Origin of the sequence: Pseudomonas sp. Mn2068 (assembly GCF_049319725.1) — a bacterium.
Taxonomy (GTDB): Bacteria; Pseudomonadota; Gammaproteobacteria; order Pseudomonadales; family Pseudomonadaceae; genus Aquipseudomonas; species Aquipseudomonas gingeri.
This window is the reverse complement of sequence record NZ_JBMOUG010000019.1, coordinates 88822-102029: the sequence shown is the minus strand read 5'-3', so window position 1 is coordinate 102029 and position 13208 is coordinate 88822. Positions and strand designations below refer to the sequence as shown.

Here is a 13208-nt window from a genome sequence, read left to right as displayed (position 1 = left end):
TCCTTCGCGTAATGCTTACTCGCCGTGTCGTTACGACTGTTAGCGTAGAACAGGGTTCCTTATCTGCAGGGTTCCTTATTCCCGAGGCGCCTTTCTATACTGGCGCGAACCGGCGCAAGCGCCCTCCCCCAGGAAACAGTCGCGGATGCTCAAGACCCTCGCGGTGGCCAACTACCGCTCCATCAACAAACTGGTGGTGCCGCTCGACCGCTTGAACCTGATCACCGGTCCCAATGGCAGCGGCAAGTCCAACCTGTACCGGGCCTTGCGCCTGCTGGCGGAAACGGCCCAGGGTGGCGTGGTCAATGCGCTGGCCCGCGAAGGCGGGCTGGATTCGACCTTCTGGGCCGGGCCGGAGGCCATCAGCCGGCGCATGCGCAACGGCGAGGTGGCGGTGCAAGGCCTGGTCCGCCAGGGCGCGAAACGCCTGCGCCTGGGGTTCGCCGGGGAAGACTTCAGCTACGCCATTTCCCTCGGCTTGCCGGAACCGAGTTCCTCGCAGTTTTCCCTGGATCCGGAGATCAAGCGCGAATGCATCTGGGCCGGCCCGCTGTATCGTCCCGCCAGCCTGCTGGTGGGCCGTTCGGGCCCCATGGTCAAGGCCCGTGAAGGTCGCGCCTGGGAAGTGCTGGCGCAGCACACCCCGGCCTTCGACAGCCTGTTCGACCAGGTCGGCAACCTGCGCAGCTCGCCGGAAGTGCTGTTGTTGCGCGAGAGCATTCGCGGCTGGCGCTTCTACGATCATTTTCGCAGTGACGCCGAGGCACCTGTGCGCCAGCCGCAACTGGGCACCCGCACGCCGGTACTGCATCACGACGGTCGCGACCTCGCGGCGGCACTGCGGACCATTATCGAAATCGGCGATCCCCAGGCCCTGCAGGCGGCGATCAGCGATGCCTTTCCCGGCTCACGGCTGCAGATCGAGGCGCTGCCGGGCGCGCGCTTCACCATCGAGTTCTACCAGGAAGGGCTGCTGCGACCGCTGTCCGCCGCCGAGCTGTCGGACGGCACCTTGCGCTACCTGCTGCTGGTGGCTGCGCTGCTCACCCCCAGGCCGCCGACCCTGATGGTGCTCAACGAACCGGAAACCAGCCTGCATCCGGACCTGCTGCCGGCACTGGCGCGCCTGATCATCCGTGCGTCCGAGCGTTGCCAGGTGTGGGTGGTGTCCCATGCCAGCCGCCTGATCGCGGCCTTGCAGCAGGACCCCGGCTGCAACTCCATCGTCCTGGAGAAAACCCTTGGCCAGACCGGGATCGTCGGCCAGGGCATGCTCGACGAACCGGCCTGGAACTGGCCGGATTGACGCTGCGCGCCAACTCGTCCGACGGATTTGCCGGATGCCCGGCAGAGGGCTACCTTGCTTTTCATCGCGACACGGATCTTTTGTGCCGATGGACGCTCCAAGCACGGACGAAAACAGCTCGCCCAACGGCCGACCGATAACAGGGAAGATGATATGGACCAGGCAAAAGCGCCGGAAAAGCTCGATCCGCAGGACATCGTGAAACTGCTGGTGGCCTTGCGCCGGGCCGTCAAAGGCCAATCAATCGGGCGCACCGCCAAACCGCTCTTGTAGGTGCCGGCTTGTCGGGACGACGCCTCGCAACGACGAGGTCCCTGAGGCTTGCACCGCGCCCGCCGACGTCATCGCCGGCAAGCCGGCTCCTACAGGGCCCGCATCGAACAAGGGCATCCGGGCAGGGCACACAATAAAAAACGCCGACGCTGGTTGCTCGTCGGCGTTCAAACCTTGAAGGGGTTATTCGCGAATCAGAACGCCGGCAGTACCGCGCCCTTGTACTTCGAATCGATGAAGGCCTTCACTTCCGGGCTGGTCAGGGCCTTGGCCAGTTTCTGGATCGCGTCGCTGTCCTTGTTGTCAGGACGGGCGACCAGGAAGTTCACGTAAGGCGAATCGGCACCTTCGATCAGCAGGGCGTCCTTGGCCGGGTTCAGGCCGGCTTCCAGCGCATAGTTGGTGTTGATCAGGTCCAGGTCGACCTGGTCCAGGACCCGCGGCAGCAGGGCCGATTCCAGTTCCTTGAACTTGAAGTGGCGCGGGTTCTTGGCGATGTCTTTCGGCGTCGACAGGGCGTTTTTCGGATCCTTGAGTTCGATCAGGCCTTTGCTCTGCAGCAGCAACAGGGCACGACCGGCGTTGCTGCCTTCGTTCGGAATCGCGATGGTCGCGCCATCCTTCAGCTCGTCCAGGCTCTTGACCTTCTTCGAGTAGCCGCCGAAAGGTTCGACATGGACACCGATCACGGTGACCAGGTTGGTGCCCTTGCCCTTGTTGAAGTTATCCAGGTAAGGCTTGGTCTGGAAATAGTTGGCGTCCAGGTGCTTCTCGGCGACCTGGGTGTTCGGTTGTACGTAGTCGGTGAAGACCTTGATCTCCAGGTCCACGCCTTCCTTTTTCAGGGTTGGCTTGATCAGCTCGAGGATCTCGGCGTGGGGAATCGGCGTGGCCGCCACCACCAGTTTCTCGCCGGCCTGGGCCAGACCCGCAGTCAGAGCAGCCGCCAATGCGGTAAACAACAGAACCTTTTTCATGCAGTGTCCTTATCGAGAATCACGGTCGTCATCGACGACAGCCTTGAGAGAGGTGCCAGCAAAGTGATATCGCTGGCGTGGAGCAGAAGATACCGATATTTTTTATTCCAGAACAATATCTTTTATTCATCTTCATATTCCATTTTGTTCACTGTCCTACTTCTCTGCAAAAGCGCTGTTTTTGTGGGCGAGGCCTCATGTGGGAGCGGGCTTGCCCGCGAAGCTTCTGGCGCTTTCACTGGCCCCTTCGCGGGCAAGCCCGCTCCCACAGGTGCCACATCGGCAAGCCGGCTCCCGCAAAAGGCACTCGTCTGAATCCGCTCAGCCCAACAGGCGCTTGAGCGCTGCCAGCTCCTCGGGAGAACTGCCGAGGATGAATTGTTCGATCAACCCCAACGGCTCGGGCAGGTTCAGATGCTCCGGCAGGATCTCGTCGCCGCTGCTCACCAGCAAGGCAAAGTGGATGACGTTTTCCAGCTCGCGGGTATTGCCCGGCCAGCTGTGACGCTCCAGCGCGCGCTGGGCGCTGTCGCTGATCAACGGCACCGGCAGGCTCAGGCGCTGGCTGTAGATGCCGAGGAAATACTCGGCCAGGGACAGGATATCGCCGACCCGCTCACGCAACGCCGGCAACTCCAGCCGGCCTTCGCTGAGGTAGTGATAGAGGCGCTCGTGGAATTTCCCCGCCGCCACCGCCTGGGCCAGGTCGATGCTGGTCGCCGCCACCAGGCGTACGTCCACCGGGCTGGGCTGCTGCGCGCCGACACGGGTCACCTCGTGGTTTTCCAGGGCCGCCAGCAGCTTGATCTGGATCGGCAGCGGCAGGTCGCCGATCTCGTCCAGGTACAGGGTCCCGCCATTGGCCGAACCGAACCAGCCGGCCCGGCTGCTCACTGAGCTGCTGTGGGCGCCCGCCGCATAACCGAACAGCTCGGCGTCGGCGTAAGTGGGGCTGATGGCGCCGCAGTTGACCGAGACAAACAGCCCGGTACGGTCGCTGGCGCGGTGGATATGCCGGGCCAGCAGTTCCTTGCCGCTGCCGGTTTCGCCGCGGATCAGCACCGGCAGCGCCTTGGGCGCCAGTTGTTCGAGTTCTTCGCGCAACTGGCGCGAACGTGGGTCGACGAACACCAGCGCCTTGGCGCGGATGCTCAGCGGGCTTTTTTCCGCATCGGGAAAGGTCAGCAAAGGCTGGCCGAAGGTTTCATGCAGGCTCATGGCGAACTCCCGCCCCGACCGCCTTGCGGCGGGGGACGTTCAAGCAAGGGAAAAAATCAGGCGCGGCGCAGGGAATGCTGTTCCATGCGGGTCTGCAGGCGGTACAGGTAGGCAAAACCCTGCTCCCAGCGCTGGTGGCCGGACTTCACATTGATATGCCCGGCGCCACTGATGATGCCGGCTTCGGCGCCCCAGCGACGGGCCAGTTCGAGGGCGCGCGGGGCGCTGACGGCGGCATCGTTGTCGGAGGCGACGACCTGGCTCGGGAACGGCAGCAGATCGCCCGGGATCGGCGCGAAATTGCGCAACGCCGGGGCGCAGGCAGGCCGTTCGACATCGGCCGGGGCCACCAGCAAGGCACCGTGGACCTGCCGCAACAGGTGCAGCGGCGCGGTTTGCGCCCAGTGGGCGACGGTGATGCAACCCAGGCTGTGGGCAATCAGGATCACCGGCGTGCTGTCGGCGGCAATGGCTTCGGCCAGGGCCGCGACCCAGTCTTCACGACGGGGCGTCAGCCAGTCGGCCTGTTCCACCCGCGCACTGTTGGGCAGGCTGTTCTGCCAGTGGGTTTGCCAATGATCTTCTGGCGATCCTTGCCAGCCCGGCACGATCAGATAACGAATCGACTCGTTGCGCATGGGGTACACCTCCTCCAGCGTTTGCGTTCCGGATCGAGTATAGGGAGCAGAGTTATATTCGTTAAGGAATAAGAAGCTATTTATTAAGATCACAAAGAAATATAAGAACCGACAAGTCACTCCCTGCTGGCGCAACCCCTTGTAGGAGCCGGCTTGCTGGCGATGACGGCCGATCGGGCGATGCAAGACTCACTGGCCTCATCGCCGGCAAGCCGGCTCCCACAGGGTCCGCGTCCACCTGCCATTGCGTGGAAATAAAAAAATAAGAACCGACGAGTCACTCCCTGCTGACGCAACCCCTTGCAGGAGCCGGCTTGCTGGCGATGACGGCCGATCAGGCGATGCAAGACTCACTGGCCTCATCACCGGCAAGCCGGCTCCCACAGGTTCCGCGCCAACCTGCCCTTGCGTGGAAATAAAAAAAGGGCCGCACCCTGCCAAGGAGACGGCCCGAGAAACTCGAGGATCTGTTGCGTTCAGCGGGCGGTGATCACCGACAACTTGGTGATCCCGGCCCGCTCGATGGAGGCCATGGCCCTCGCCACTTCACCGTAGTTCACGCCATTGTCGGCCTGCAGCTGCACCCGCAGGTCCGGGTCCTTGGCCTTGGCCGCCTGGAGATTGAACTCCAGCAGCTCGGGCTTGATTTCGTCCTTGTTGAGAAACAGCTTGCCGGTCCCGTCGATGCTCACCACCAGCGGGTCCTTCTGCTCCACCGGCGCCACGGCTTCGGTCTTGGGCAGGTTGATCGGAATCGCGTTGGTCAGCAGCGGCGCGGTGACGATGAACACCACCAGCAGCACCAGCATCACGTCCACCAGCGGCGTAACGTTGATCTCGCTCAGCACCTCATCGCTGTCTTGGGTAGAAAAGGCCATGTCAGGACGCCTCCTTCACTTTCTGCGCGGAACCCTGACCGGCGCCCTTGTTCGCCGTCGGGTGGATCAGGACCCGGAAGGAGCTCTTCTGCGCCAGGCTGTAGAAGTCGTGGGCGAAGTCGTCGAGGTCGGCGGCGGTGAGTTTCAGGCGACGCAGGAAGTAGTTGTAGACCAGCACCGCGGGCACGGCGACGGCGATCCCCACCCCGGTCGCGACCAGCGCAGCGCCGATCGGCCCGGCCACGGTTTCGAGGCTCGCGGAGCCGGCGGCGCTGATGCCTTTCAGGGCTTCCATGATCCCCCAGACGGTGCCGAACAGGCCAATGAACGGCGAGGTACTGCCGATACTGGCGACCACCGCCAGACCGGTTTCCAGGGAGCGGCGTTCACGCACGATCTGCTGGCGCAGGGCTCGTTCCAGACGGTCCTGGTGATTGATCGCCTGGCTCAGGTCGGCGGCATGTGGCGCCTCGCCGACCTGGATCGCGGCATAGCCGGCCTGGGCCACGCGAGCGGCGGCACCGGGCTGGGTTTCGCTCAGTTCGGCCGCCGAATCGAGGCTGGAGGCCGCCCAGAACTGCTTGTGGAACTTGCGATCCTGGCCTTTCAGGCGGCCGAACTGCACGGCCTTGAGCAGGGCCAGGCCCCAGGTGGCGACGGAAAAGACCACCAGCAGCCAGATCACCGCGCTTTCGATGGATTGGAGTGGAGATGCCAGTAACGTCATGATGTGTTCCCTCTGTAAAAGCGTTCAGCGCGTGGATTGCCGATCAGTGGATCTTGAAGTCGATGGGTACGCTGACCCAGCCGACCTGGGCGACATCGCCCTGTTTGGCCGGGACAAAGCTCCAACGCTTCACCGCTGCCAGGGCGGCCTCGTCGAGTTGCTCGCGACCACTGCTTTTCTGAATCTGGATCTCGCCCGGTCTACCGCTGGCCAGCACCTGGACCCGCAGCAGCACCGTGCCTTCCCAGCCGCGACGCTGGGCCAGCGACGGATACTCCGGCGCCGGGTTCTTCAGGTACGCGGCACTGGCCGAAGCCGGGGTCACCGGAGCCGGGCTGGGCGGAGCCGGTGGCGCGGCCGGTGCCGCCGGTTGTGGCGGTGCCGGCGGCTGTTCGACCGGCTTCGGCGCGGGCTTGGGCTCAGGCTTGGGTACCGGCTTGGGCTTCGGTACGGGTTTGGGCTTGGGCGGCGGTGGCGGTTTCACCGCCAGTTCGTCGACCACTGGTGGTGGCGGCTCGACTACCGGTGGCGGCGGTGGTGGCGGCACGGGCGGCGGCGGTTCGACCACGGGCGGTGCCGGCTGGGAAAATTCGATGGTCATCGGCGGGATTTCCGGCGGCACCACCGGCAGCACCGGGGTCTGTTTCTGGCTCAGCCAGTAGATCACCGCGCCATGCAGCACCAGCGCAAACACCCCGAGCAAGATCGCCTCGCGCCGGCTGAGGATGCCCTTGGGCACTTTCTGCAGACGCAACTGCCCCAGCGGCGCGCGATGGGGCCGGCCGAGATCGACCAACTCGCCACCCGGTGCCTGAGGCCTGCGCACCTCATGTGCACTGGCAGCGGTCTGGACATTGCCCATTGAATAACTCCTGCGGTCTTCAGCAAAAAATCGTCGAGGCGCCCATGGCGACGTCGAGGTGCCGATGATCCACGGAGCTTGCTTAGTCCTTAAAGTAATCTTTGAAGTTATAGATAGATCGAAAATGAATATTAGATTCTGACGATCCGCGTAAAGCCCCGTGTTTCAAGGGCTCCAGCCCAGCGCTGAAAAATCGATGCTTTTCAGGCATTGAAAATATTCCCTGAAGGCATGCTTTCAGGGCCGGAAAACCTCCGTGTCCACCGGGTTGGCGAACACACGGCAACTTTCTCCCCACCATGAGCGCACGGATAACGGACAAGAAAAGAGAAATGAATGACGGAATAGTTGCAATGCAAAGTGCGCAAACAGACTTTTATTTATTGGCGGGCACAACAATACATACCGCCAGAACTTCAATCGGACAAGCGCAGGAATACACTTGTCCTTTCGTTGGCCTGGCAGTATGTCGGTATTGCCTTTGCTGTTACTGTTTGACGAATTCGCCGCCCAGGCCGACCACCTGGCCATCAAAGCCGGTCCGTGATCCGCTGGCGCGCAGTTTCACGTAGATATGGTCCGGGGAGTAGGCGGTAAATGCCACGTAACCCTTGTCGCTGTTGGAGCCGATAAAGGAAATGGTGGTGGGATTGCCGGTGCTGTTCTGGAAGTGGTAGTGACCGGTGACGCTGTAGTTCACCCCTGCCTGGGTGATCTGCCCGTTGAAGGTACCATTCGAATCGTTACCATCGGTGACTACCAACTTGGCGTCGGCGTTGTTATTCAGATAAGTTCCATTGATGCTCGACATGATGCGTTCTCCTTATGTCGTTAATACACTCTTCCGCTGAAAGTGGGTCTCTCCTGAAACTCACGACTTGCAGAATGGTAGGACTTCCAAGTTCTGTCCAACCGGCCCACCCGGTATTTATCAATTGATTGGCTATATGCACCATGAAGGTTGTGAATAACTTATATCCGGCACCGGTCTTATTACAGCCGCTATCCCATCAGCGCGGATCAGAAGTCATAGCGCCCGGTGACCCCCAGGGTCCGTGGTGTGCCGAGCAAGCCCTCATAACCGCCGTTACCACCGGTCCAGAGGGTGGTGTAGTAGGTCTTGTCGAAAGCGTTCTTCAGCCATAGCGAGACATCCCACTGGCCCTGGTTGAAGTCGCCACGCAGGCCGGTGGACAGGTTGACCACGGCATAACTGGGAATCTGCCCGTAGGTCGAATCCTCGACGGTGCCGACGGCCTTGGAGCGGAAGGCATAACTGGCGGTGACATATTCTTCCCAGCCGTTATCCAGGTTCCATTTGTATTCGCCATTGGCGTTGCCGATCCATTTCGACGCACCGACCACCTGGTGTCCGCTGAGGTCGCAGGAGGCCGGTGCTCCCGGCTGCAGGCTGACCTCCGGCGGGCACGGCGCATCCTTGTAGGACAGGTAGCGGACATCGTTATAGGAGCCGTTGAGGTTGAGCGTCAGGCCGCGCAGGGGAATCAGCGTGCTCTCGACTTCCACCCCGCGTGAGCGCACCGAGCCGGCATTGGTCAGGTACTGCACGCGGTTGTCGGCATCGTAGGCATTGGTCTGGTAACCGTTGACCTGGGTCCAGAACAGGTTGGCGTTGAGTTGCAGGCGCTTGTCCCACAGTGTGCTCTTGAAACCCAGCTCGGCGTTGTTGGCGCGCTCGGTGCCGATCAGCAGCGAATCGGCGCCCGCCGTCGGCGCCGAGCCCACCGCGAGGTTCACGCCGCCGGACTTTTCCCCGTGGGACAAGGTGGCGTAACCCAGCAGCTCGTCGGTGAAGCGATAACTCAGGTTCAACAGGCCGGACGGACTGGTGCTGTACTGGCTGAGGTTGCCGGAGTCATAGATACCGGCGCGACCGCGGCGGGCCGTGGCCGCGGCACCGGTCACGGCAGCGCCACCGAGCGGCTCATCGCGGGTCACCCAGGCGCTTTTTTCCTCGTAGCTGCCGCGCAGGCCGGCGGTGAAATCCAGGCGTTCGGTCAAGTGCCAGGTGCCCTGGGCGAAGAGCGCGAAACTGTCGGTATCGATATGCCCGTTGCCGATGCTGGTGACGTTGTTCAGCGCGCCGGTGGGGGTGCCGTTCCAGATGTCGGCCTGGGGCCCGTAGTAGCTGAAACTCTTGTTGTCGAGCTTGGAGCCGAAGTAGTACGCGCCCAGCACATAGTCGAAGAAACCGCCCGTGGGCGAGGCCAGGCGAAACTCCTGTGACCACTGCTTGTCTTCCACCGAGACCCCGGCGTTGTAGGCCACCGGCACATTGAGCCCATCGTCGTTGCGCGGGGTGAAGTTCCACCAGCGATAGGAACTGACGGAGGTCAGGGTGAAATCGTTGGGCAGGGTCCAGTTGGCCTCCAGGGAGCTGCCACCCTGGAACACCGTGACATGCTGCTGGCCGTCGAGATTCACCTCGCGATGGGGGCCGTTGGCAAGGGTTGCCCCGGCGGCATTGGCCCGGGACTGGTAGAGGTTGACGCCATTGATGGTCGGGCCGGTGCTGTACAACACGCGGGTCCCGGCACTGGAGTCCTCTTCGTTGTAGTCGCCGATCCAGCGCAGGTTGAAGTTCTCGTTGGGCTTGTACAGCAGTTGCGCGCGAAAGCCATCCCGGGAGCCGCCGTTCAACTCGTGGCCGTCGTATTCGTTCTTGATATCGCCGTCGCTGCGGGTGCGATAGGCCGACAGGCGCCCGGCCAACTGATCGTTGAGCGGGCCCGAAATCGTGCCCTTGGTCTGGAAATAACCGTCCTCGCCGACCGAGCTTTCGATACTGCGCTCCGGGGTGAAGCTCGGCGCCCGGGTGTTGATATTGATCACCCCGGCGGTGGTGTTCTTGCCGAAGAGCGTGCCCTGGGGACCGCGCAGGACTTCCAGTTGCTCGATGTCCATCAGATCGAAAACCGCCATGCCCGGACGCCCCAGGTAGACGTTGTCGATATACAGCCCGACGCTGCCTTCGAGGCCGTCGCTGGCCGGGTTGTTGCCCAGCCCGCGAATCGACACGCTGGACTGGCGCGCATGCATGTAGGCGACGTTGACGCTGGGCACCAGCTGCTGCAGATCCTGGATGCGATAGACCCGCTGGCTTTCCAGGGCCTGGCCGCCGATCACGCTGATGGGCGTGGGCACGCTCTGGGAGCTTTCCTCGCGGCGCCGGGCGGTGACGGTCACGGTTTCCAGCCGGCCGCTGTCGGCCTTGGGTTTGCTGCTGGCGGTGACGGGGGCCGTCTCCACAGGGGTTTCGCTTTCGGCGGCATGGCCCAGCGACCAGCTGGCGCTCCCCGCCAGCAACAGGGCCAGGGGCAAGCGCTTGAGCCGCCGCGAAGGATGATGCACAGCAAGATTGAACGAACTCATGGGCGGCTCCTGGTCAAAAAATACACAAGACGTATATTCTTTAAAGTTATTTATTTATGTTTTTACAAAGATTTACTGCATAAGAGATTGCCTTTATAAGGAGTTGACCTAATGCATAGCCAATGCATTTCCCCGATATTTTTTATGTGAAAAATGCATATCGATCTGCGCCAACTCCGCCACTTCATCGCCCTCGCCGAGCAGCGCAGTTTTGTCGCCGCCGCCCTCGCGGTGAACCTGTCGCAGTCGGCGTTCAGCCGCAGCATCCAGGCCCTGGAACACAGTGCCGGCTGCCAGTTGGTGGATCGCGGACGCAAGGACCTGGCCCCGACCAAACAGGGCCAGGTATTGCTCGAACATGCCCGGCGACTGGTCAGCGGGGCCCAGCAACTGGCCAATGAAATCAGTCAGTTCAACGGCCTGGAGGCCGGGGAGTTGCGTTTCGGTTGCGGGCCGGCACCGGCCTCGGGACTGATCCCCCGCGCCATCGGCCATTTCATCGGGCGCTACCCGAAAGCCCGGGTACAGTTCCAGGTGGATGACTGGCAGAGCCTGAGCAAGCGCCTGCTGAACGAGGAGTTCGAATTCTTTGTCGCCGACACCCGCAGCTTCGAGGCCAACCCGGACTACCTGACCCAGCGCCTGCGCCCGCGCAGATGGCATTTCTGCTGTCGGGCCGGGCATCCGCTGGCGGCGCAGGCGAGTGTCACGGCCGAGCAGTTGCTGAGTTATCCGCTGGCCTCGACGATTCGCCCGCCGAACCTGCGCAAGGTGATCGTCGATCTCAGCGGTCGCCCGGATTTCACCCCGCAGGTGGAGTGCGAAAGCGCGTTCAGCCTGCTGGGCGTGGTGTTGCGTTCGGATGCCATCGGCATCTGCGGGGAGAACAGCGATGCCTGGGAATACGCCCGGGGCGATCTCGTGCGACTGAAGATCGACGGGCTGGCGGATGACCTGGAGGAGCTGTACACCCGCTACGGCATCGTCAGCCGGGCCGGGTATCGCTTATCGCCGCTGGCCGAAGCGATGATCGAGCAGATCAGGAGCGAGGATGCTCTGGAAGCGGATGAGGTGTGCAACCTGGAGCAGGTTGCTGTCTGAACCCACCCTTTCGCGGGCAACCCCGCACCCACAACGCCCGCGGGACTCGCCCCCTTCGTGGGAGCGGGCTTGCCCGCGAAGAGGCCCGGAAGATCAGCGCAAACCGCCCCCCATGCACGGCATGCATCGGAAACAGTCGCCAAATGCGCTTGCCGAAAGCCGCGCCGCAACGCGAAATCCTTCACCTGTCTTCCTCTGCGGTGAACTCCCATGCCCCACGTGCGCAACGTGCTCTACATCATGTGCGACCAGCTGCGTCGCGACTACCTGTCCTGCTACGGCCACCCCCATCTGCAGACGCCGAACATCGACCGCCTGGCCGCCGCCGGCGTGCGCTTCAGCCGCGCCTATACCCAGGGCACCATCTGCGGACCGTCGCGGATGTCGGCCTATACCGGACGCTATGTCAGCAGCCACCAGGTGGCCTGGAACGCCGTGCCGCTGCCCCTGGAAGAGCTGACCATCGGCGACTATCTGCGCCCCCACGGCATCCGCACCGCCCTGGTCGGCAAGACCCACGCCACGCCCAATCTCGACGCCCTGCAGCGGCTGGCCATCGACCCCGACAGCGCCCGGGCCGAGCCGCTGAACGAAGTCGGCTTCGAAGCCTGGATGCGGCACGACGGCATCTACCCCGACAGCCCGCTGTTCGCCGACAAGCGCGAGTCGGCCCCCTACACCCACTACCTGCGCGACCTCGGTTATGGCGGCAGCAACCCCTGGCATGACTGGGCCAACGCCGCCGAAGGCAGCGACGGCGAAATCCTCAGCGGCTGGAAAATGCGCCACGCCCATCTGCCCGCACGGATCCCGCAGCAGCACTCGGAGACGGCGTACACCACCGACCGCGCCATCGACTTCATCAACCAGCAGGGCGAACAGCCGTGGTGCCTGCACCTGTCGTATATCAAGCCGCATTGGCCCTACCTCGCCCCTGCGCCCTATCACGCCCTGTACGGGCGCGAGCAGGTGGTGCCGGCGGTGCGTGCCGAGCCGGGCGAGGCCAGTGATCACCCGGTCTACAACGCTTTCCGCCAGCACGAGGAAAGCCTGAATTTCTCCCGGGACGAAGTGCGGTTGAATGTGGTGCCGACCTACATGGGCCTGATCAGACAGGTGGATGACCAGCTCGGGCGACTGTTCGACGTGCTCGAAAGCAGCGGCCGCTGGGATGACACGCTGATCGTGTTCACCAGCGATCACGGCGATTTTCTCGGCGATCATTTTCTCGGGGAAAAGGAGTTCCTGCTGGAGCAAGCGGTCGGCGTGCCACTGATCGTGCGCGACCCACGGACAGCGGCGGACAGCACGCGCGGCACGGTGGATGCACGCCTGGTGGAAACCATCGACGCGCTGCCGACCTTTCTCGACGCGCTGGGCCTGCCGACCGCGGAACACCGGCTGGAAGGCCGTTCGCTGGTGCCGTTGCTGCATGGCGGACAACCGCACTGGCGCCGCTATGCCATCGCCGAATACGACTACGCGTTCCAGGCCCCGGCGCGGGAACGCCTGGGGCAGGCGATCGATCGTTGCCGGATGACCATGGTGCGCAGCGAGCGCTGGAAGTACCTGGCGTATGACGGCTTCCGACCGCAGTTGTTCGACCTCCAGGAAGACCCCCAGGAACTGCGCGACCTGGGGGCCGATCCGGCATTCGCGACGGTGCGTGAAGAGCACCTGGGCTATCTGCTCGACTGGCTGCGCGGCCTGAAGCGCCGGACCACCATCAGCCACGAGGAGATCGACCTGCGCGGCCAGCGCTTTCGGTATGGCGAACCGGAAGCGGAAAAGGTGGTGCAGATCGGCGTCTGGTAAAACCTCCAGGGCCTCTTCGC

11 protein-coding genes are annotated in these 13208 nt (G+C 63.1%); 3 read left to right on the top strand and 8 right to left on the bottom strand.

The features are described from left to right. The first annotated feature begins 145 nt into the window (after positions 1-145). Complete coding sequence (locus tag ACL9RJ_RS29770; protein ID WP_017125372.1) at positions 146-1306, top strand: AAA family ATPase; 1161 nt, start codon at positions 146-148, stop codon at positions 1304-1306. Positions 1307-1773: 467 nt separating this feature from the next. Here ACL9RJ_RS29770 and ACL9RJ_RS29765 read toward each other — a convergent pair whose 3' ends face one another. The 8 genes from ACL9RJ_RS29765 to ACL9RJ_RS29730 all read right to left on the bottom strand — a co-directional run bounded on the left by ACL9RJ_RS29765 (position 1774) and on the right by ACL9RJ_RS29730 (position 10272). Further along, positions 1774-2556: a MetQ/NlpA family ABC transporter substrate-binding protein gene (locus tag ACL9RJ_RS29765; protein ID WP_177119421.1), complete on the bottom strand. Its 783-nt coding sequence runs from the start codon at positions 2554-2556 to the stop codon at positions 1774-1776. 321 nt (positions 2557-2877) lie between these two features. After that, positions 2878-3774, bottom strand: a complete 897-nt coding sequence (locus ACL9RJ_RS29760; RefSeq protein ID WP_177083715.1) for a sigma 54-interacting transcriptional regulator — start codon at positions 3772-3774, stop codon at positions 2878-2880. A 56-nt stretch (positions 3775-3830) separates the two neighbouring features. Beyond that, positions 3831-4412 carry an alpha/beta hydrolase gene (locus ACL9RJ_RS29755; RefSeq protein ID WP_103033142.1) on the bottom strand — a complete coding sequence of 194 codons (582 nt, stop codon included), beginning with the start codon at positions 4410-4412 and terminating at the stop codon, positions 3831-3833. Positions 4413-4888: 476 nt separating this feature from the next. Continuing rightward, a complete protein-coding gene (locus ACL9RJ_RS29750; RefSeq protein WP_017124728.1) occupies positions 4889-5290 on the bottom strand; it encodes an ExbD/TolR family protein in 402 nt (133 codons plus the stop codon). Position 5291: 1 nt separating this feature from the next. Beyond that, positions 5292-6017 (bottom strand): MotA/TolQ/ExbB proton channel family protein, encoded by a 726-nt coding sequence (locus ACL9RJ_RS29745; RefSeq protein WP_017124729.1) that lies wholly within the window; start codon positions 6015-6017, stop codon positions 5292-5294. A 43-nt stretch (positions 6018-6060) separates the two neighbouring features. Continuing rightward, the gene (locus ACL9RJ_RS29740; protein ID WP_177083721.1) at positions 6061-6879 is read right to left on the bottom strand and encodes an energy transducer TonB; all 819 of its coding nucleotides are present in this window, start codon (positions 6877-6879) and stop codon (positions 6061-6063) included. A gap of 487 nt (positions 6880-7366) precedes the next feature. Further along, on the bottom strand, positions 7367-7690 hold the full coding sequence (locus ACL9RJ_RS29735) for a hypothetical protein (protein ID WP_422765925.1): 324 nt from the start codon (positions 7688-7690) through the stop codon (positions 7367-7369). Positions 7691-7899: 209 nt separating this feature from the next. After that, positions 7900-10272, bottom strand: coding sequence for a TonB-dependent receptor (locus ACL9RJ_RS29730; RefSeq protein ID WP_422765924.1), 2373 nt, complete (start codon positions 10270-10272; stop codon positions 7900-7902). Positions 10273-10425: 153 nt separating this feature from the next. Here ACL9RJ_RS29730 and ACL9RJ_RS29725 point away from each other — a divergent pair, with 153 nt between their 5' ends. Beyond that, positions 10426-11373, top strand: coding sequence for a LysR family transcriptional regulator (locus ACL9RJ_RS29725; protein WP_017124732.1), 948 nt, complete (start codon positions 10426-10428; stop codon positions 11371-11373). Between the two features lie 210 nt (positions 11374-11583). Next, positions 11584-13188 carry an alkaline phosphatase family protein gene (locus ACL9RJ_RS29720; protein ID WP_422765923.1) on the top strand — a complete coding sequence of 535 codons (1605 nt, stop codon included), beginning with the start codon at positions 11584-11586 and terminating at the stop codon, positions 13186-13188. Positions 13189-13208: the final 20 nt, after the last annotated feature.